The organism is Natronobacillus azotifigens (genome assembly GCF_026805325.1).
GTDB classification, from domain to species: Bacteria; Bacillota; Bacilli; order Bacillales; family Amphibacillaceae; genus Natronobacillus; species Natronobacillus azotifigens.
Genome location: NZ_JAPRAT010000002.1, coordinates 85,162 through 105,356, shown reverse-complemented (window position 1 = coordinate 105,356; position 20,195 = coordinate 85,162). Strand labels below are relative to the sequence as shown.

At 36.3% G+C, this 20,195-nt stretch carries 21 protein-coding genes and 1 other RNA gene; 3 read left to right on the top strand and 19 right to left on the bottom strand.

Annotated elements, in window-relative coordinates:
* Positions 1-19 precede the first annotated feature (19 nt).
* Complete coding sequence (locus OWO01_RS01565) at positions 20-769, top strand: hypothetical protein (protein WP_268778666.1); 750 nt, start codon at positions 20-22, stop codon at positions 767-769.
* Between the two features lie 181 nt (positions 770-950).
* Here the strand turns inward: OWO01_RS01565 and OWO01_RS01560 are convergent, their stop codons facing one another.
* The 8 genes from OWO01_RS01560 to OWO01_RS01525 form a co-directional block, all read right to left on the bottom strand.
* Complete coding sequence (locus OWO01_RS01560; RefSeq protein ID WP_268778665.1) at positions 951-2,441, bottom strand: carboxypeptidase M32; 1,491 nt, start codon at positions 2,439-2,441, stop codon at positions 951-953.
* A 15-nt stretch (positions 2,442-2,456) separates the two neighbouring features.
* Positions 2,457-3,590, bottom strand: a complete 1,134-nt coding sequence (locus OWO01_RS01555) for a THUMP domain-containing class I SAM-dependent RNA methyltransferase (RefSeq protein ID WP_268778664.1) — start codon at positions 3,588-3,590, stop codon at positions 2,457-2,459.
* A gap of 127 nt (positions 3,591-3,717) precedes the next feature.
* Positions 3,718-4,108: RNase P RNA component class B (gene rnpB / locus OWO01_RS01550), an RNA gene on the bottom strand.
* Positions 4,109-4,213: 105 nt separating this feature from the next.
* The gene (gene gpsB / locus OWO01_RS01545) at positions 4,214-4,513 is read right to left on the bottom strand and encodes a cell division regulator GpsB (RefSeq protein ID WP_268778663.1); all 300 of its coding nucleotides are present in this window, start codon (positions 4,511-4,513) and stop codon (positions 4,214-4,216) included.
* Between the two features lie 63 nt (positions 4,514-4,576).
* Positions 4,577-5,143 carry an SLOG family protein gene (locus OWO01_RS01540; RefSeq protein WP_268778662.1) on the bottom strand — a complete coding sequence of 189 codons (567 nt, stop codon included), beginning with the start codon at positions 5,141-5,143 and terminating at the stop codon, positions 4,577-4,579.
* A 177-nt stretch (positions 5,144-5,320) separates the two neighbouring features.
* Positions 5,321-5,572 carry a CotD family spore coat protein gene (locus tag OWO01_RS01535; RefSeq protein ID WP_268778661.1) on the bottom strand — a complete coding sequence of 84 codons (252 nt, stop codon included), beginning with the start codon at positions 5,570-5,572 and terminating at the stop codon, positions 5,321-5,323.
* Positions 5,573-5,704: 132 nt separating this feature from the next.
* A complete protein-coding gene (locus OWO01_RS01530; protein WP_268778660.1) occupies positions 5,705-6,055 on the bottom strand; it encodes a DUF1798 family protein in 351 nt (116 codons plus the stop codon).
* Positions 6,056-6,163: 108 nt separating this feature from the next.
* The gene (locus OWO01_RS01525; RefSeq protein WP_268778659.1) at positions 6,164-6,418 is read right to left on the bottom strand and encodes a hypothetical protein; all 255 of its coding nucleotides are present in this window, start codon (positions 6,416-6,418) and stop codon (positions 6,164-6,166) included.
* A 321-nt stretch (positions 6,419-6,739) separates the two neighbouring features.
* Here OWO01_RS01525 and recU point away from each other — a divergent pair, with 321 nt between their 5' ends.
* The gene (gene recU, locus OWO01_RS01520) at positions 6,740-7,330 is read left to right on the top strand and encodes a Holliday junction resolvase RecU (protein ID WP_268778658.1); all 591 of its coding nucleotides are present in this window, start codon (positions 6,740-6,742) and stop codon (positions 7,328-7,330) included.
* Between the two features lie 18 nt (positions 7,331-7,348).
* Entirely contained in the window at positions 7,349-9,856 is a 2,508-nt protein-coding gene (locus OWO01_RS01515; protein WP_268778657.1) for a penicillin-binding protein 1A, read from the top strand.
* Positions 9,857-9,889: 33 nt separating this feature from the next.
* Here OWO01_RS01515 and OWO01_RS01510 read toward each other — a convergent pair whose 3' ends face one another.
* The 11 genes from OWO01_RS01510 to panC form a co-directional block, all read right to left on the bottom strand.
* Positions 9,890-10,240, bottom strand: a complete 351-nt coding sequence (locus OWO01_RS01510) for a YpoC family protein (protein WP_268778656.1) — start codon at positions 10,238-10,240, stop codon at positions 9,890-9,892.
* Positions 10,237-10,899 carry an endonuclease III gene (gene nth, locus OWO01_RS01505; RefSeq protein ID WP_268778655.1) on the bottom strand — a complete coding sequence of 221 codons (663 nt, stop codon included), beginning with the start codon at positions 10,897-10,899 and terminating at the stop codon, positions 10,237-10,239. The genes OWO01_RS01510 and nth overlap by 4 nt, the downstream gene beginning before the upstream one ends.
* Positions 10,900-10,913: 14 nt before the next feature.
* Entirely contained in the window at positions 10,914-11,615 is a 702-nt protein-coding gene (locus OWO01_RS01500; protein ID WP_336283688.1) for a DnaD domain-containing protein, read from the bottom strand.
* A gap of 297 nt (positions 11,616-11,912) precedes the next feature.
* A complete protein-coding gene (gene asnS, locus OWO01_RS01495) occupies positions 11,913-13,205 on the bottom strand; it encodes an asparagine--tRNA ligase (RefSeq protein WP_268778653.1) in 1,293 nt (430 codons plus the stop codon).
* A 25-nt stretch (positions 13,206-13,230) separates the two neighbouring features.
* Positions 13,231-14,415: a pyridoxal phosphate-dependent aminotransferase gene (locus OWO01_RS01490; protein ID WP_268778652.1), complete on the bottom strand. Its 1,185-nt coding sequence runs from the start codon at positions 14,413-14,415 to the stop codon at positions 13,231-13,233.
* 15 nt (positions 14,416-14,430) lie between these two features.
* On the bottom strand, positions 14,431-14,961 hold the full coding sequence (locus tag OWO01_RS01485; protein ID WP_268778651.1) for a cell wall elongation regulator TseB-like domain-containing protein: 531 nt from the start codon (positions 14,959-14,961) through the stop codon (positions 14,431-14,433).
* Complete coding sequence (locus tag OWO01_RS01480) at positions 14,927-15,100, bottom strand: YpmA family protein (protein ID WP_268778650.1); 174 nt, start codon at positions 15,098-15,100, stop codon at positions 14,927-14,929. The genes OWO01_RS01485 and OWO01_RS01480 overlap by 35 nt, the downstream gene beginning before the upstream one ends.
* Before the next feature lie 139 nt (positions 15,101-15,239).
* Positions 15,240-16,037: an MBL fold metallo-hydrolase gene (locus OWO01_RS01475; protein WP_268778649.1), complete on the bottom strand. Its 798-nt coding sequence runs from the start codon at positions 16,035-16,037 to the stop codon at positions 15,240-15,242.
* Between the two features lie 54 nt (positions 16,038-16,091).
* On the bottom strand, positions 16,092-18,854 hold the full coding sequence (gene dinG, locus OWO01_RS01470; protein ID WP_268778648.1) for an ATP-dependent DNA helicase DinG: 2,763 nt from the start codon (positions 18,852-18,854) through the stop codon (positions 16,092-16,094).
* A 72-nt stretch (positions 18,855-18,926) separates the two neighbouring features.
* Positions 18,927-19,310 carry an aspartate 1-decarboxylase gene (panD, locus tag OWO01_RS01465; RefSeq protein ID WP_268778647.1) on the bottom strand — a complete coding sequence of 128 codons (384 nt, stop codon included), beginning with the start codon at positions 19,308-19,310 and terminating at the stop codon, positions 18,927-18,929.
* A gap of 37 nt (positions 19,311-19,347) precedes the next feature.
* Complete coding sequence (gene panC, locus OWO01_RS01460; protein WP_268778646.1) at positions 19,348-20,193, bottom strand: pantoate--beta-alanine ligase; 846 nt, start codon at positions 20,191-20,193, stop codon at positions 19,348-19,350.
* Positions 20,194-20,195: the final 2 nt, after the last annotated feature.

The following is a 20,195-nucleotide window of genomic DNA, read 5'->3' as shown; positions in this document are numbered from 1 at the left end:
AAATAATGGGGGAAACGTAATGAAACATATCTTTGCTTTTGAGGGTATAGAGGAATATGAAAAACATCAGGATACGATACAACGATTTAATGAAAAATTGAAGGAATATCAACAGGTACTCGAAAACGAATATGCTTTGAGGGATTTTCCAAAAGCAATTTTATGGACTAATGAAGAATTAGCCACTACTGTGTTCTCGGAAATACCTATTCCTGCCTATACAAATAAAAATTTAATATATATGTCGCCTGATATAGTAACGTGGAGGAATATTCTTGTAAAACAATTAGACGATAAAGAACTTCCAGATGTTAGAAAGTTTTACAAGAATTTTTCTGAAAACCAAGTATTTATCATATTAGCACACGAACTAACACACCATTCAGACTTATTTTTAGATGAATTTGAAGACGAAAGAGAAGATAGTATTTGGTTCGAGGAAGGGATGTGTTTTTATCTACCTCGAAAAATACTATTAAGCGAGAAAGAATTTAATGATATAACTTTTACAGAAATGAAATTAGTAGAAACATTCAATGATAAATACGGAAAACATTCAATAGACAACTTTGGTAGTAATTCATATGAAGGTAATTTATCAAGTATTATGTTTGATTATTGGCGAAGTTATCTCGCTGTAAAGCATTTAGTAGAAGTTCGTGCTAACAATAATCTGAATGCTGTGTTTAAGGAGTATCATAATTGGCATAACGAAGGTCGAAAAGTTCCTTTAACACAGTATTTTGGATTAAATTCTTTCTTTGATTAACCTCTTAAAAGTTATTTTGAATTAATGGAAACCTTTGTAGCATTGGTTTCCATTAATTTTGAGAAAAAACAACACTATAATTTAACAGAGCCATCGTAAAAGAAAAACCGAATCTAACTGAATCATTCAGAAATAGAATCGGTTTCTCTGTTCAATATTCACTTTTGTCATCAACGAAACATTATAACTGATAGATTTTTGAATACTTCTCTGTTAAGTACGCAATTAAATGATCTGCATTCAACCCTTCACCGGTTACATCACGAATAATCTCCAATGGCTTCTTCATTTTTCCGTGCTGATGCACATGTTTCGTCATCCATTCTTTAATTGGAGCAAAGTCACCAGATTGAATGATTGTTCCTAGATCAAGTTCTTGTTTCATTTGATGATGCAATTGAGCAGCATACATATATCCGAGCGCATAGGTTGGGAAGTAACCAAAATCTCCTGCAGACCAGTGAATATCTTGTAATACTCCTTGTTTATTGTTCTTCGGACGGATTCCTAAATAGTCTTCCATTTTTTGATTCCAAGCTTCTGGTAGATCTTTCACTTCTAACTCACCATCAATTAAGTCCTTCTCTAACTCATAACGAATAATGATGTGTAAGCAATAGGTTAATTCATCTGCTTCGATTCGAATAAAACTAGGTTTCACTTCATTGATTGCTTGATAAAATGTAGTGAAATCTAAGGATTGAAAAGCTGCTGGGGCAATACTACGAAATAGATCAAAGTGTGATTGCCAAAAACCTTCACTACGACCAACGAAATTTTCCCAGAATAATGATTGCGATTCATGGATTCCCATCGAAGTACCTGATGCTAATGGTGTTTGATACAATTCAGGAGAGATGTTTTGTTCGTATAATGCATGACCTCCCTCGTGAATCGTACCAAATACAGCCATTCTGAAATCTTTTTCATCGTAACGCGTAGTAACTCGAACGTCTTGTGGATTTATTCCAATTGCGAACGGATGAATGGTTTCATCTAATCGACCAGCTTGAAAGTCATATCCCATCTTTTCAAGAATAGCTAAACTAAATTTTTCTTGATCTTCTTTTGGGAAATGATGCAACAATAGATCAACATCAATTTCAACCTCAGATTGCTCGATTTTTTTCACTAAAGCTGTCAAAGCTTCCTTTACTTTCTGAAAAACTTCATCTAATACGGATGTGGTTAAACCAGATTCATACTTATCTAATAAACCGTTATATTTATTTGTTTCATAGCCCCAGTAAGTGGCGAATTTTTTATTATAGGCAACTAACTGCTCTAAATATGGTTGCAATAAAGAGAAATCATCCTTTTCTCTCGCTTCTTGCCAGACTGATTCTGATTTTGAACGTAATGTTACAAACTCCTTGAATTCATGATCCGGAATTTTGCTGCTACGCAAATAATCTTCTTCACATTTTTCTATCACTTTTTCTAAAACGGCATCGTTTGTCTTCCCTTTTAACTCATCAATATAAGTCTTCATTTGAGAGGAAGTAGATAACTGATGAATTTTTTCAGATAATAACCCAATCACCTCTGCACGTTGTTCCATCCCGTTTTTCGGTATTTTCGTTCGTAAATCCCATTGAATTAAACCAAGTGCTTCTTTGTATGCGTTTTGTTCTTTTAATAAATCCGTAAACTGTTGTTTCATCTTTTCCATTTTAAACCCTCCGATTTACTTGTGTTTGCCGAAGTATTGGTAATAATCGACTTTAATAAAACCATTAAATAATTTTCTTTTTTTCGTTGCTTTTTTTCCATACAATGCTTCAAAGTTTTCATGTGATGTTAATACATAACTACTCCACGAATCGTTTTGGTTCATGACTTTTCCTAATTCCCGATAGATTTTCTCTACTTGCGGTCGATCACCAATTCGTTCCCCATAAGGAGGGTTAGAAATAAGATACCCATTATTTTTTTTTGGAGAGAAATCAGCTGCATGCATCTGTTTCCATTGGATTAAATCTGCTAGTCCTGCCTCGACTGCGTTTTTCTTCGCAATATCTATCATTTTAGGATCTAGATCCATACCAGTAATGTCTAAGGCTTGATCATAATTTGCTTTCTCTTCGGCCTCTTGGAAAGCTTCTTCCCATAAAGATGATGGCAGAAAGGACCAATCCTCACTTGCGAATTCTCGATTAAAACCTGGGGCAATATTTTGTCCGATTAATGCCGCTTCAATTAAAATCGTTCCTGAACCACAAAACAAGTCAACTAACGGGTAATCGGGCCTCCAATTGGTTAATTGAACAAGAGCAGCTGCCATGGTTTCTTTTAAAGGTGCTTCCCCTTGTCCAACACGGTAGCCTCGCTTATGTAATCCTGCTCCAGAAGTATCCAAGGTTAATGTTACAACATCTTTTAAAAGAGCTACTTCAATTCGATAAAGCGCACCGGATTCTGGCATTCTTGAAGCTACTCCATGTTTTTGTTTTAATTTCTCTACAACCGCTTTTTTTACGATCGCTTGACAATCGGATACACTATATAGCGTTGATTTCACTGATTTTCCAAGGACAGGAAATTTACCTTCCTCCGGAATATAATACTCCCAATCCAATGCTTTTGTCTTTTCAAACAGTTCATCAAATGTTTTTGCTGTAAATTGCCCAACAACTACTTTTAAACGATCCGCAGTTCGCAGCCACAAATTGCATCGTGGGATAGCAGAAATATCTGCATCAAACTGAACTTTGCCGTTTTCTACCTGTACATCCTGATAACCAAGGGCTTTTACCTCGTTAGCTACAACCGACTCCAACCCCATTGCTGCCGTTGCCAATAATGTTACTGTTTTCTTCATTAAACTTATCCTCTCTATTTCCGTAAATATGCCTATGAACTATTATAACTCCTATACTAAACAAAAAACCTTTCGACAGCAACTATGCTGTTGAAAGGTTTTTAAATCTTTAGTTAACCAATGAATGTTTTATAAGCCATGTTCTGTCCCAAAGTACTACAAACGGTGGTCAGCCTTGTACCTTGGTGATAACCATCTATCTACAAGTAATCTTGTTACTTGTCCTTGTTTCGGTTCGTTTCCCTACTACAAGATGCCCCTACCAAAATTTGGGTTGCTCACTCGTGGGGTTTACCTCGTTCCACTCAAACTGTTTCCAGTCTGACTACGTCACTGTGGCACTTTCAAGGATATCATAGCATATCTTAAAAAAGACTTAGCTACTTATCCTGCCGTTAATCGAATACTCGATTCCCTTGATTTATGAATTCATCAAGCACGAACACTACAAGCATCGCAGCCTGTGTGAGCATGGACTTTCCTCTGAGCACATACATGCACAGCGATTATCAAAACATTCATTATCTATACGATTCTCATATTCTAATGATTGAACACTAAAATATAGTATAACACGTATACAAAAGAAAAACACCCGTTAAGATTTACCATCTAACAGTCGCTTACGAATCTACATATTTCTTTCCAAAAACAGCCTTTTCTAAATTAGATAATCGCTTTAAAATGTCATAGTTCACTTGATGATTAGATGTCTGCGTGCGAGGTCTTGTTTGTTCTGCTTTTGATTTCAAACGATCGTTTTCTTGTTTTAATTGTTCGATTTGATTGGCGAAAAATTCATAATCTTGAATAATTACATCTAAGAATTCATCCACTTCTTCTTGATTATAGCCTCGCATGGATGTTTTAAAGTTTTTATCTAGAATGTCTTTTGCTTGTAATTGATTTGTTTCTGTTGTCATTATTATTCACCTCTTATTCACAACACTTATTAGTATTTTTTCAAATTTAGGCGCAAATGTCAATCATTCATTCAATAAATTGTTATTATTTTCATTCCATTCTCTAACAATTTCCTCTAAATCAAATGGTGTTAGGTAATAAATTGAATAACTATTGTGCTTCTCTTCTTGTTTCGCTATGTCTAAATAGTATTGAACACTTCCTGGAAATTCCTCATCCACTAAAATTAAGCTAGCATCGCTTTTTTCCAGTAACCACTTATTTTTCGCTTTGAACTGAAATGGACCTTGGTATGGACCTTGGTATAACAATTGAAAAAAATCTGCCTCAGCAACAATCTTTTGATACATTTCTTGTTCCCCTTCTGACCAACGCTTCTCCTGTTCATCAAATGGTGGAATTACTGCATACTTTATTTCATAATTATCTCTAAGATCACGGATAACTTCAGCTGCCCATAGTTCAACGCCTAACTGACCAGAAATCAAAATCCATTCCCCACCATTTTCAATAAAAGCGATGATGGCTTTTCTTAACGCTTCTTTTATAAAAAAAATCTTCGGATCGCTCAGCTTGGCTATATTTAATTCATAGGACTTATATCCAGTCACCGTCATTACTTTTTCCATCTCGCTATCTTCCCCTTTATCCCGGAACGATCGTCCGGTAAGACTCCCGTTTCAAAACATCGAGAATTACCAAACTGTTTAAGTGAACGTAAACCTAGAGGCCCCGCAGATTGATGTTTCACTTTATGTAAAGATACAAAAAAGCTGGAGTCCCAGCTTTTTTGTATCGAAAGTTATCTATCGCCATGGTCTTGCTACTGGTTGTTGCGGTGGGAAAAATGCACCACCATACTGGTTAACATGACTTACTGTATTTTGGTATGATGTCGTGTGTGGATAGAAGTGCGTATTTTTCACTAAATGATGATTCAATACGTTTGTATGCGATGGGTGCACATAGTTCACATTGCTTTGACTACAAGTGTTCACTTGATTAAACTTAGTCGGACAAACCACCGTCTTTGTTGGTCCACAAGTTCCTGGATACATAAATGATCCCCTTTCTGTTATAATAGCTTTTTCTTCAATCAATTAACTTATCTGATTGGTTCACTATTAACTTATGTTAAGAAAGGCGAAGACGTCTAAGACAGATGACCATATTCAGGATATTTTTTTTACTCAATTACGAACTGCTAAGTCGAAAACGTAAAATACAGACTGAAATAATTCCATATACCTTTTTTTGTTAACATCAATATAATAACTATGCATCAACAACAGCTCCATGTTCTCTTTGGTGGAGATAACTTGTTGAGGATGGACAGAAGTAATCACACGCTTTTGGATAAGATCATTTGCCTCTTCTTCCCACGTATCGATCAACTGAAAAAGATGGCTTGTTTCTGCTTTCGCCATGGCAAAAAAATCAGGATCACGTTTGTTCTCCGGTTTTTCTTCGGTTAGATATCTTTGCTTTAACTTTTCTAATTCGCTCTTTAATTGACTCGTGATGTCGAGAAATTTCTTCATTTCAAAATGCCCCCTTCTATTCACTTTATCACGAATTGTATAAAAAGGGGAATCAGTTTGCAACACGCAGCATCCATTGAAGCATTAAAATTGCACTTTATCTACGACTTACAAATTTCTAGCTGGAATAAATAGTTTGGCCAGTGAAAATCGCTTTAATTTCGTTACTTTATTTTTTATTTGTGTTTCCTCAACAACAGTCAAGTGAATGGATGTTTGATTAATCTTATCTTCCATCATCGTTCTTTCTTTTGTTACCCATTGATCTATTTTAATTGTCACCTGTTGATCAACTTTGGTCATATTATCCATCAGTTTTCTAAACTTCATTTGATAAGCTTCTTTCTCGATTATGTCTCGCATTTTTCTCAACTCCATTTTTCGTTTGTTTTGGTTAACTTTGATTTCGACAACTCTTTCTATCTACCTTCCCAACTGACAAAACTAGTGTTTTCTATACAAAACTAGTGTTATAATGCTCTTTATTTACCAAACTATTATTATGATGAAAAAAATAATATAGAAGTAGGATTATAAAATAACCAAAATAGGATTATAATAGGAGTAGGATCAATTGAAGTTATTCTTTCGTGGTTCATTCCTTATATTTTACTCAATTATGCTTTTTTGTTCTCAAAAGTACTAATTATCTGGTATGATACTCTCATGCAGGAGGGAAATGTAATGAATTATCCGAATGGAAAGAAGAATAACAAGATTACTAGCATTTCAAAGAGAAAAAAAGATCCTGACTTCAGTAATCGGGGAATGACTTTAGAAGAAGATATTAATGATACAAACAAATATTATCTGAGTAGAGATATCGCTGTTGTACACAAAAAACCCACACCTGTTCAAATTGTTAAAGTGGATTACCCGAAACGTAGTGCGGCAGTAATTAAGGAAGGATATTTTAAGCAGGCATCTACAACCGATTATAATGGACTTTATCGAGGAAAATATATTGATTTTGAAGCAAAAGAAACAAAAAACAAGACTTCGTTCCCTTTAAGTAATTTTCATGAACATCAGGTCGAACATATGAAATCTATCGTTGCGCATAGTGGTATTGCTTTTATCTTAATTCGTTTCCATTGTTATGATCAAACGTTTTTTTTCCCAGCAACGAAACTTTTTCCGTATTGGGAGAGTCAAAGTAATGGAGGGAGAAAGTCAATCCCTTATCAAGTAATACAAGAACAGGGCTTAGAGATACCGATACAATACCCTGTCAAAATTGATTATTTAAGCATCATTGATCAATTGTATTTTTAGAATGGAGGAAGATGTGTTATGGCAAATAATAGCCAATCACGTACACAAAGAAGAATACAACAAAAAGAAATGAAAAAAAATAAACCATCCATATGGAAAAAAATCATGCTAAGCCTATTAGCAATTTTTCTCCTTACCATTATCGGTGTTGGATCTGTCTTTTCTTATTATATTTTTACAGCACCTGAGCTAGATCATGCGTTATTAGTAGATCCTACCTCCACAAAAGTTTATGATATGAACGCTGAGTTGTTTGCTGATTTAGGCACAGAAAGACGAACATCGGTAAATTATGAAGATTTCCCCGAAGTATTAATTGACGCTGTGTTAGCTGCGGAAGATGTTCGTTTCTATGATCATTCTGGAATCGACATTCGTAGAATAGGTGGTGCAGTGCTCGCTAACGTCTCAAGAGGTTTTGGAGCAGAAGGTGGTAGTACTATTACTCAGCAAGTAGTAAAGGGTGCCTTTCTTTCTACAGACCAAACCGTAAAGCGAAAAGTACAAGAGCAATGGATAGCATTACAATTGGACCGCAGTTATGAAAAAGATGAAATTTTAGAGATGTATTTAAATAAAATCTATTACGGAGCTGGAGCATATGGTGTAGCAACAGCTGCAGAAGTTTATTTCGGGAAAACATTGGATGAGTTAACGTTGCCAGAGGCAGCTTTACTAGCCGGATTGCCACAACGCCCTTCCGCTTATGATCCGACCGTGAATCCTGACTTGGCAGAAAGAAGAATGAATACAGTGCTTAACCTAATGGTTCGCCACGAAAAGATTACTGAGGAAGAAGCAGATGAAGCAAGAGCTGTGTCAATTGAGGATATGTTGAATATTACCCAAAGAAAAGCCACGCCTTATCGTGCTTTTCTTGATCAAGTAGCAAAAGAAATGGAAGATAAATTAGGAATAGACATTTATACGGATTCACTAGAAATTCATACAACATTAGATCCTTCTGCACAACAACATGTTGAACGCGTATTGTCTGAAGATAGTCCAATTAGTTTTCCAGATGATCGCTTGCAATCTGGTATCGCAGTGGTAGATACCCAAACTGGCGCCATTCGAGCGATTGGTGGTGGACGTAATCGTCAAGCGGGTGATTGGAATTATGCCATTCAAGGTGATGGTAGACAACCTGGATCAGCAATTAAACCAATTATTTCGTTTGGACCCGCAATTGAACATTTAAATTGGTCTACTTATGAACAAATTAATGATGATGCGCCATTTGAAGTAACAGGTACGGATCCGATTCGAAATTGGGATCGAAATAATCATGGATGGATGACCGCACGTCGTGCTCTAGAACAGTCCTATAACGTTCCATCCGCCAAAGCGCTAGATGCTGTTGGATTGAGTCAAGCACAAGCATTTGCCGAAGGACTAGGAATCAAATTTTATGATGATCAAATAAATATACGTGACGCTATTGGCGGAACAGAAACTGGAGTTACACCCCTCCAAATGGCTGGAGCTTATAGTGCTTTTGGAAATGCAGGAATCTATAATGAACCTTATGCTGTATCAGAAGTAGTATTTCCTGATGGTCATAAAGAAAGTTTTCGATCAACACCTGAAGCAGCGATGTCTGATTCCACTGCTTATATGATCACTGATATGTTAAAAACTGTAGTGAGTAGTGGTACAGGAACAGCTGCCAACATACCAGGATTGCCGGTAGCCGGGAAAACAGGAACTACAGATAATAATTCTAATGTTTGGTTTGCCGGTTATACAACGAATTATTCCATTTCTATTTGGGCAGGTTATCCAGATAGCAATACCGAAGCTGTCAAAGACACAAGGATTTCGAGGCTATTATTTAAAGAATTAATGTCTAGTATATCATCTGGTAAGGATACTCCAGATTTTGAAATGCCGAATTCCGTTGTTCGCGTCGGTGTTGAACGGGGTTCGAATCCGGCAAAATTACCAAGTGAGTATACACCTGATTCTCAAATTGTTACCGAACTTTTCAAACGTGGTCATGAACCGAAACAATCTTCTGAGCGGTTTGATCAACTTGCAGCCGTAAGAAGTTTAAAAGCCACTTATGATGAAAGCAGTAATCAAATTAACCTATCATGGAATTATGGAAACGAAGATGTTACTTTTGAAGTTAGGTATGGAACCAATGGTTCAGCAAATAATCAATCGACAACCGAAGATACGAGTTTTACAATCAGTAATGTGGAGCGCGGTTCCACATACACGATAGAAGTAAGTGCAGTAAGTAATCGAAATAGTTCCAATAGAAGTGATACCGAACGAATAGAGATAAAAATCCCTGAAGAAGAGGTAGAAGAACCAGAACCGGAAGAACCGGAAGAGCCTGAAGAACCTCAAGAAGAAACGCCTGATCCAGGTAATAATGGGAATAGAGATAATCAAGGGAATTCAGGAAATGATTCAAATTCAGATGACTCATCAAACGATGAAAATGGAGATGATGAAGAGGATGAAAACGATCCTGATGAGGAACCCGATGATGAAGAAACAGACCAGGGCGATTAGTAATTTGGATTAACAAAAAAAAGAGCTAGATTTTTAGCTCTTTTTTGTTTGTTCAAGAATCTCAACTTTCGCAGCTAATTTCTCAACTTCTGTATACAATGCATCTAACTGAATAAATGCGTGATATTGACTTGGATTTTGATCAACATAGTCCAACCGTTCTGACAGGTTGATTGGTTTATGTTTTACTTGTTCCAAAGCTTCCTGATCTAAATGCATGGATGACTTAAGATGATTTAATTCAAGGATAATTCGCAAAAAATTTTTTGTGCATTCCTGCATTGGCTTGATCGCTTCTTTGTATTTTTTTTCTTGAAATAATGTTGAAATGGAATCTCGTTCATCTTTCCAAACTTGAATCAAAGATCTCTTTTCATTACTCATGAATTCGATGCTCCTTTTTGTTTCATCCGCTTTTTTCCTTCTCGACAAAGCACAAGTAAATCGCATTCCTCACAATTTGGGTTGCGTGCTTTGCAGTGGTATCTTCCAAAAAAAATCATCCGATGATGAGTATCGCTCCATTCATCGCGAGGAATTTTCTTCATAAGCGTTTTTTCTACTTCTAAGGGAGAATCTTTCCACCGACAAATGCCTAATCGTTTGGACACTCTCTCTACATGCGTGTCAACGGCAATGGCTGGTTCACCAAAAGCAACAGACGTAACCACATTTGCTGTCTTTCTGCCTACACCTGCTAATGTTTCTAATTCTTCTTTCGTCGTTGGTACTTCCCCATTAAAATGATCAAGTAATGATTGCGATAATTTTTGAATATTCTTTGCTTTATTACGAAATAAACCGATCGATCGAATATCATTCTGTAATTCTTCCAGGGAAACGGACAAATAATCCTCTGGTGTTTTATACTTTTTGAAAAGATCCTTGGTTACTTTGTTCACTAATTGATCTGTGCATTGTGCAGATAATGCTACAGCAATAACAAGTTCAAATGGATTATCATGAACTAACTCACACTCTGCGTCTGGAAACATTCTTTCCATCACGTCTAATACAAATCGAATTTCTGTTTTATTTAGCACAACAATCCCCTCCTTTACTCGTCTTCGAGCCAATTGTAATAAATGGAGTGATCTCTTTTTTGTTCAGTCTGGCCCCTATTACTTTGCTGACTTTGACGATCATGAAATGCTTTCGAATGTTCTCGGGCTTGTCCAACAGAACGGATCCCTTTTCGTTTCCATTCGCGCAAAATTCGATCAATGTATTTAAAATTCAGCTTGCTCATTAACACTGCTTCTCTCAAAGCTGCTTTTATCAGTGCTGGCTCTTGCTCTTCTTCATCAATCCACATATTAATATTTTCAATTTCAAATGGAGAAAGCGTTCGCCCAAACTCTTGTTCAAAAAGAAGGAATATATTCATTGATTCATTGGATGACTGCTCCTGTTTATCTGTTGAATCTTGATAAAGTTTCACCCACAACGGTTCTAATGAATAACGCTCTCCTACCATCGACTGTTCATCATTCGTTTCGATAATTTTTAGCATGTTTCTTTGGAGCAGTTTACGTAATATTGTGCTACATTCCTGTCCATCAAAGGATACTGTTGCTGCAATTTCATCCGGTGTAGGAAAATAAACACCTAATAAAGAGAAGCGATGAATTTGAAGAATAACAATCATTTCTTTTTCTGCGATATTATGTTTGTGATAGTCTGATAACAATTTACTTGGGATCGTTATTTGATCCATTAAAAAATTCTGGTATTGATCTTCCTGTGTCAATTCACTCACCTCTTCAAACATTTTACCATAAAGCGAAACTTCAAGCAGTAGAGATTTTTCCTTATCTTACTAGACCCGTTACACCAATGATTTGTTATACCTTTTATACTATCACCCAACTTTGCGGTAGGGAGAGGCTACCTTTGAAAAACATGCATATGAAAAAGGGATAACTTTTGGAATCTGTAATTATGATGGATTATTCTGTAAAGGGCATTTTAATTTCTTGAATTATTATCCGCTTTTTGAACATAATCACGAAGAATCAACAACCCCCGAGCTTATAACGATCGGGGGTTGTTTTCTTTATGGATATAAACGATTTAACAAACGTGGGAAAGGAATCGTCTCCCGAACGTGTTCTACACCAGAGAACCATGCAACCGTACGTTCTAGTCCTAAACCAAAACCTGCGTGTGGCACACTACCATATTGTCTTAATTCCAAATACCATTGATAAGCATCACCAGAAAGCTGGTGTTCTTCATAGCGCTGTTTCATCAAATCTAGGTCATCAATTCGTTGTGATCCCCCAATAATCTCCCCATAACCTTCCGGCGCAATCAAATCCGCACATAAAACGACCTCAGGACGTTCTGGATCTGGTTTCATATAGAATGCTTTGATGTTAGCAGGATAGTGCGTGATGAACACTGGCATATCAAAACTTTCAGCAATTGCTGTCTCGTGAGGAGCTCCAAAATCTTCTCCCCATTTAATATCGTCAAAACCTTTTTCTTGTAATAACGTAACAGCTTCATCATATGTAATTCTTGGGAATGGTGCTTTGATTTTTGCTAGTTTTTCTACGTCACGATCTAGCGTATTTAATTCTAATTGGCAATTCTTCAAAACAGAGGCAACTAAATAACTTACATAATTCTCTTGCACTTGAAGACTTTCTTCATGATTCATGAAAGCCATTTCCGGCTCAATCATCCAAAATTCAATTAAATGTCTTCTTGTTTTGGATTTTTCCGCACGAAATGTTGGGCCAAAAGAAAATACTTTTCCAAACGCCATGGCAGCCGCTTCCATATAGAGTTGTCCACTTTGTGATAAATAAGCTTCTTCGTCAAAATATTTTGTGTGGAATAATTCTGTTGTGCCCTCTGCAGCAGCACCAGTTAAAATTGGCGGGTCAATTTTGATAAATCCATTTTCATTAAAGAATTCATAAGTTGCTCTGATGATTTCATTTCTTATTTTCATCACTGCATGTTGTTTTTTTGATCGCAACCATAGATGACGGTGATCCATTAAAAATTCTGTTCCATGTTCTTTTGGTGTAATCGGAAAATCAACCGCCGCATGAATAACTTCTAATTCTTTTACTTGTAACTCATAGCCAAATGGAGAACGTGTATCCTCCACAACAGTTCCTGTCACATATAAGGATGTTTCTTGGGTAATATTCTTCGCTAATTGAAAGACCTCTTCCCCAACTTCTGCCTTTACAACGACTCCTTGAATAAATCCCGTACCATCACGTAACTGGAGGAATGCAATTTTTCCGCTTGAACGCTTGTTTGCAAGCCATGCACCCATTTTTACTTCTTTTCCTACATAATCTTTGACTTCCCTTATTGTCTTTTTCACAAAAATACCTCCAAAATTATCCTTCTTATTGTTGATGTCTTTCGATAAAACGTTGTATCCGCTTGATTGCCTCTTCCAATTGATCTAATCCAATTGCATAGGACAAACGAACATTATTTGGCGCACCAAACCCTGAACCAGGAACAAGAGCAACTTTTTCTTCATCTAAAATTGCTGTAACCCAATCTTCCACCGTTTCAAAGCCAGTTCGTTTCACTGCTTCTATAACATTAGGAAACAAGTAAAAAGCACCTTTAGGTTTTATACAACTAACTCCCGGTAATGCAGATATCCATTCAAATGCTTGATCCAGGCGTTCTTTAAATGCAACTTTCATTTCTTCTACTGCATTCGAATCAGATTGGTAGGCTGCACAAGCAGCATACTGAGCAACTGTGGTTGGATTCGATGTTGAGTGTGAAGCAAGGTTTGTCATGGCTTGAATAATATCAACGTTGCCAATTGCATATCCGATTCTCCAACCCGTCATCGAGTGAGACTTTGAAACACCATTAATTATGATCGTACTACTCTTTAGTTTATCCGAAATTTCAGCTATGGAGACATGCTGTTGCTCGGTGTAAATTAATTTTTCATATATCTCATCAGATATTATGTAGATATTATGCTTTAAACAAATTTCACCTAAGGTTGCTAACTCTTCTTTCGTATACATCATACCTGTAGGGTTACTAGGTGAATTGATGATCACAGCTTTTGTTTTATCTGTAATCGCTGCCTCTAACTGTTCAGGAAGTACTTTAAACTGATTTTCTTCTTGAGCAGTAACAAAAACAGGCTTCCCTTCAGCAAGTTTTATTTGCTCAGGATAACTAACCCAATAAGGAGTTGGTACAATTACCTCATCTCCTTCGTTTAACAGTACTTGAAACAAGGTATATAACGCATGTTTTGCCCCTAGTGTCACGATAACTTGATTGGTTTGATAGTCCAATTGATGATCATTTTTCATTTTATCAACAATAGCTTGCCTCAATTCCATAATACCTGCTGCTGGAGTATATTTTGTTAATCCCGCATGCATGGATTCACTAGCTGCATTCAAGATATACTCCGGTGTGTTATAATCGGGTTCACCTGCTCCTAAACCAATGACATCATGTCCTGCTTGCTTAAGCGCCTTCGCTTTCGCTGTAATAGCTAGAGTACTTGATGGTGTTAATGTTTGCACGCGATTTGCTAATTGCATGAAATCACCTTTCTTCTAATTAAATTTTTGGGAAAAAGAAATACCACTATCATAAGAGCCATCATCTAAACGGTAATAATCATAGCTTAAACGGTTGTTAGCATCGATATAAATGAATTCAAGCAATGGTGTAGTACCCCTAATTCCATATTGTTTAGATAAAAGTTCCTTAACGTCCATCTCTTCTTGCCAGGTGTGTGTAACCGTTTCTTTTGATGTTAACTCTGAAAGATGATAAATCAATATTTCTTCTTCATCGTTATCCACTAAAACATAAGCTAGTACTTGCTCATCTTCACTGGTCGTCCCTGTAACGACATGATAAAAAGCATTACCATGATAACGCGAAATGTCATCTATTTCGACTAGCTCTGTTTCAGCAATGACTCTTCTTCTCGTCTGATCAAAGTCTTCTGTTTTGTTTGCTTGAATGGTTTGATACAAATTAATACCATAACCAAGAAACCCAATCAATAAAAGAAACCCAACAACCAAACCGATTTTAAGCCAATTAGGTACGATAGATAGTAAAGATCGCTGTTTCATGATCATCCTCATCTAATGCTAAACCAAACATTAAATCATCTTCTTTTAATGTACGGTTTAAACTATCAACTACTTTGTACAATTCAGGATTGTTTTCTAATGTTACTGTCGCTAGTGTTACAATTTTATCGTTTTTCATTATATCCCAGCTTTCCATTTAGGTTGTATTTAATAAAATCCTTAATTAAGGAATGTTAATAAAAACAGTTTATCTAATTATAACAGGTTTTTCATCAAAATAATGACTGGTTATCGATTTTTTGACTATTTTTGCATTTCTACGGAATAATTTCATAATCATTTTTATTCATACGCACAATCGTTGTACCCACTTGCTTCAATTGATAAACATCAATCCAAAACTGTTCAAGCCGATTAATAATATCTTCATTTACAAGTTCATTCTTTTCGTGAAAAACAATACCCACATGCGGGTCACATGCTTGTAGAAGTTCTTCACTAGGAGAGTATCCTTGACCAAAATTCGCTACTTTTATGATATTTGGATTCAACTGATGATGTTGTATCATTAAATCATGAACAGGATCATCAATACCCATATATAAAATGGTTGTCTCCCCATAATTTAGCAACAGTGTCATCGCACCTCCTGAGTTGGTCGCCAATACTTTCACACTTAAATCACTTTCAAGATTTATAAAGTCATTTTCCTTCAAGAGATGAAGATTCACGTCTAGCTCTGAATAGTGACTTCTCAAAGTACTGTGATTCGATAAATAAAGATCCGATACTTCAAATTCCTCAATAATCGCTCCCGCATTTTCTGCATATTGGTCTGTTTCTTCAGTTAAAAAGAGTCCTTCAATTTTTTTTATGTGTAAATGTTTCAATTTATCAAATAAGGCATCTTTACTATATGCAGAGGCAGTATTGATCAAATAATATCCCTTTTGAGGCGTTTTTATTAACGTTGCTTCTCCGTCTGGGAGATTTAAAAAATAGAGAGATGCTTCTTCTAGTTCAATCACTCCTGTTTGGTAATCCTCAGACGAAAAGGATACCAAGAATGGGATACCGATGCTTATGCACAAAATAATGAATCGCTTGAGACGCATTTACCTACCTGCTTTCCTGAATTATAGCAATAGGATGTGTAATCATAGCGTGCGTCATAACCAAATTTGTGCGATTTCCAATAATTCATTAGTGGAGCGATAGTGAATCGGAACTTTTGGCACTGAATCAATAAAATATTTACCATATTTAGCAGTCATAATCCGATCATCACAAATAAAAATGATGCCCCGATCAGTGGTAGACCGTATAAGTCGACCAAACCCTTGTTTAAAACGAATTACGGCATTCGGTAATGATAAATCCATAAAAGGATTTTTCCCCTTCTTCTTTAACTGTTCAGACTTCACTTGATACACAGGATGGTTAGGGGACTCAAAAGGAAGCCTGACAATAACCACACAAGACAGATCGCTACCTGGTATGTCAATTCCTTCCCAGAAAGAATTGGTACCTAATAATATGGACTGATCAAACGTTTGAAAGTTCTTTTTTAGTCGTTCTCGGCTTCCACTTGAAATACCCTGTGCAATGATAACATAATCATCTGCTAAAATTTCTCGTAATATTTTGTAAGCCTTTTTTAGCATATCATAAGAAGTAAATAAAATTAACATTCTACCTTTCGTTACTTCAGCTAGACTAAAAACAGCTTCACACGTTGCTTCGATAAAAGGATCCATTGCTTGGTATTTTGCTATAGGAAAATCATTAGGAATCAATACTCTCACTTGATCTTCATAGTGATATGGAGAGGGAAGCTTGTGTTCAATCAGTGCAAGATCATTTAAGCCAATTGTCGTTTTAAAATGGTCAAAAGATTTTTTTACACTAATAGATGCACTAGTTAGTACCACACTTTTTCTTTTATCAAACAATTGCTCTTTCAAGACCTTTGCCACATCAATGGGTTGTTGAAACAAGAACACGGCATTTTGAGCACCAGTTGCTTCAATCTCCACCCAACTAATTCGATCGTTCGCTGAGGTTAAATAAAAATAGTTATGAAGTTTTTTTGACAATGCCTCTAATTCGTCTGTTTTTGATAAGAATCGCTCTCTATCAGGACCTTCCATCTGCATGTACAATGCTTCTAACATTGTCGTGAGGTCACGAAGGAGAAAACGAAGTCGACTAACCATTTCAAGACAAATTCGCCAATCTGATGAGTCTTCCTCAACAATGGTATATTGATAGCGTCCCGTATCGTTAATATTTCGATCTTTCTCTTGCTTCCCTTTCACAAAATGAAATAGATAACGAAACAAAGTGTCCGTCTCTTCTTTCGCAGCTTGAAGGGTTTCTTTAAACAGAGATAGATCAGAGTCATTTTTGATACCACCTATTTGATGATGACGAGTTGAAAAAAGTTTCTCTGTACTAGTTAATATTCTTAAACATGAAACATAATCCAATTGTAATCCAAAGTGTTGACCTGTGCTCGCTGCTAAATGATGTGCTTCATCTACAATCACTTTATCAAATTCGGGTAATAAACGATCCTCATGCGTCATATTCGTGCATAACAAGGCGTGATTCGTAATAACGAGATCAGCGGACAGGGCCCGTTCTCTAGCGCGTTGATAAAAGGAATACATAGAAGGCTTAGACGTTGGTTGCAATTGGCCTTCTGCTTCAGAAGATACCATTCGAAAGAAACGTTGTCCACTAGTCGGTAACTGAATTTCGTCGATATCACCGGTTTTTGTTTCCGTTAACCAGACTAATAAAATTGCTTTCGTTAGTACTTGATCATAGTTATCTGTTTTGTGATAACGCAAAGTTTCTGAAAACTTTTTTAAACTCAAATAATGTTGTTTTCCTTTTAGTACGACTACAGTAAAGGGAAAAGGTACAACTTTCTTTAATAATGGAATTTCATGATCCATTAACTGACTTTGTAATAATGTCAGGTATGTACTTATTATAATTCTATCGTTTGTGGAAACTGCTTGATAAATCCCAGCAATCAAGTAGGCTAATGATTTACCTGTGCCTGTTTCAGCTTCAATAATACCGTGCTGTTCACTTTGAAAAATATGATAAATGTGCTCTGCCATTTCTCTTTGGCCAGCTCGTGCTTCATAATTATCCATTTCAGATGCTAATCTTCCATTGTTTGAAAATAATTGATCTAAGAAGGCACCAAACGATTCGATCGAAGTTGGATGTTCTACTTTATGATCCGGAGGCATTTTTTTAATCGCCAACCCTTGGACGACTTCATAGCGATCATCTTCCTCCAACGAACTCTTGGCCTCTTTTTGTCGTGTTGCAAGTATCGTTGCCAAATTGCTTTTTAAATTTGGCTCAATTTTTGCCAGCATTTCAATTGTTCTTAACGGTAAGTTGTTCACTTTATCGATTAATCTTGATAATAATTCGGTTGTAACGTATGCATCAGATAAAGCTCGGTGTGGGTTTTGGTGTTGAAACGATAACCAATCTGCTAATTGGACAAGTTTAAACCCAGGGGCGGTTGGTAATAATATACGCGCTAGTTCAACCGTGTCAATTACTGGTTGAGTTAATGGCGCTAATCCAACACGTTTTAGTTCAGCATTTAAAAAACCTAAATCAAATGGTACATTGTGTGCCACGAAATAAGCATCATTAAACAACGCACGAACTTCACGGGCAACCATTTCAAAAGTTGGTTCGTGAATGACAGATTCATTCGTTATTCCCGTTAGATAAGTGATAAAACGAGAAATATGGACATTCGGATTAATCAAACGATCGTATTGCTGAATGATTTCCCCGTCTTTCCAAACCACCACACCAATTTCAATAATTCGGTCTCCTTTGGCAGGAGAATTTCCCGTTGTTTCAAGATCAATGATTGCAAATTTGTTCATCTTCTCAGCCCCAAGATCTACATTTTCTTTACATAAGGACAAGCTCTTACCAAAATGGTAAGAGCTCGTTTTTTAAAGTTCTGTTAACGGAGGTTCTTGGTCAATAATCTGAGTGATCTGATTATCGTAATCCATTAAAGCAACTTTGGGTTTAAAAGTCGTCAATTCCTCATCCGATACCATTGCATAGGAAACAACAATAATGATATCGTCCTTTTGTACAAGTCTTGCTGCTGCGCCGTTTAGACAAAAGATTTTACTTTTTCGCTCACCAGGAATTACATAGGTTTCCAAACGCGCGCCATTGTTATTATTTACTATTTGAACTTTTTCATGTGGTAAAATCCCTACTTGGTCCATAATGTCTTGATCAATCGTAATGCTACCAACATAATTTAAGTTCGCTTCCGTGACACGTGCGCGATGAATTTTTGCTTTCATCATGGTTCGATACATGTTTATTCCTCCTAGTGTAACAGCTCAGATCATTTCTCTATGGTGTAACAATGATATTATCAATTAAGCGGGCTTGACTGTACTGGACAGCGACCGCTATGATTACTTGTTCATCAATCAAATTAACTGGTGATAATGTAGGATAGGATAGTAATTCCAAATAATCAATTTTACCTGTTATATTTTGTTTCAAATAGGTTTTAACTTCATTCACTATCATAACAGGATTTTTTTGACCGTCAATTATTTTTTGCTTTCCTAATTGCAAAGCTTGATATAAGTGTTTAGATTCTAGTCGCTCTTGCTCTGTTAAGTAAACATTTCGACTACTTTTTGCCAAACCATCTGGTTCACGAACCGTGGGTACCATCTTAATTTCGATCGGAAAATTTAAATCCGTTACCAGTAAATCAACAACTGCTACTTGTTGTGCATCTTTTAATCCAAAGTAGGCTCGACTTGGTTGTGTAAGATGGAATAACTTCGTTAATACCGTAATCACACCTTTGAAATGACCAGGGCGATTACGATCACATAGTACGCCTATACGACTAACTACATCCATTGTAACACCCATTGAATTAGGATACATCTCTGAAATATCAGGAAGAAATAAAATATCTACTTGTTCCTTTTCTACAATTTTCCTATCCCTTGCTTCATCACGAGGGTATTTATCGAAATCTTCATTCTCACCAAATTGAAGTGGATTAACAAAGATGCTAGCAATCACAATATCGTTTTCTTTCCGTGCTTGTCTCATCAAAGCGATGTGACCATCATGTAAATATCCCATTGTCGGGGCAAATCCGATCGTTTTCCCTTGAGACCTTAGTAGGATCGCTTGATCTTGCATTTCTTTTACAGATCGAATTATTTTCATGG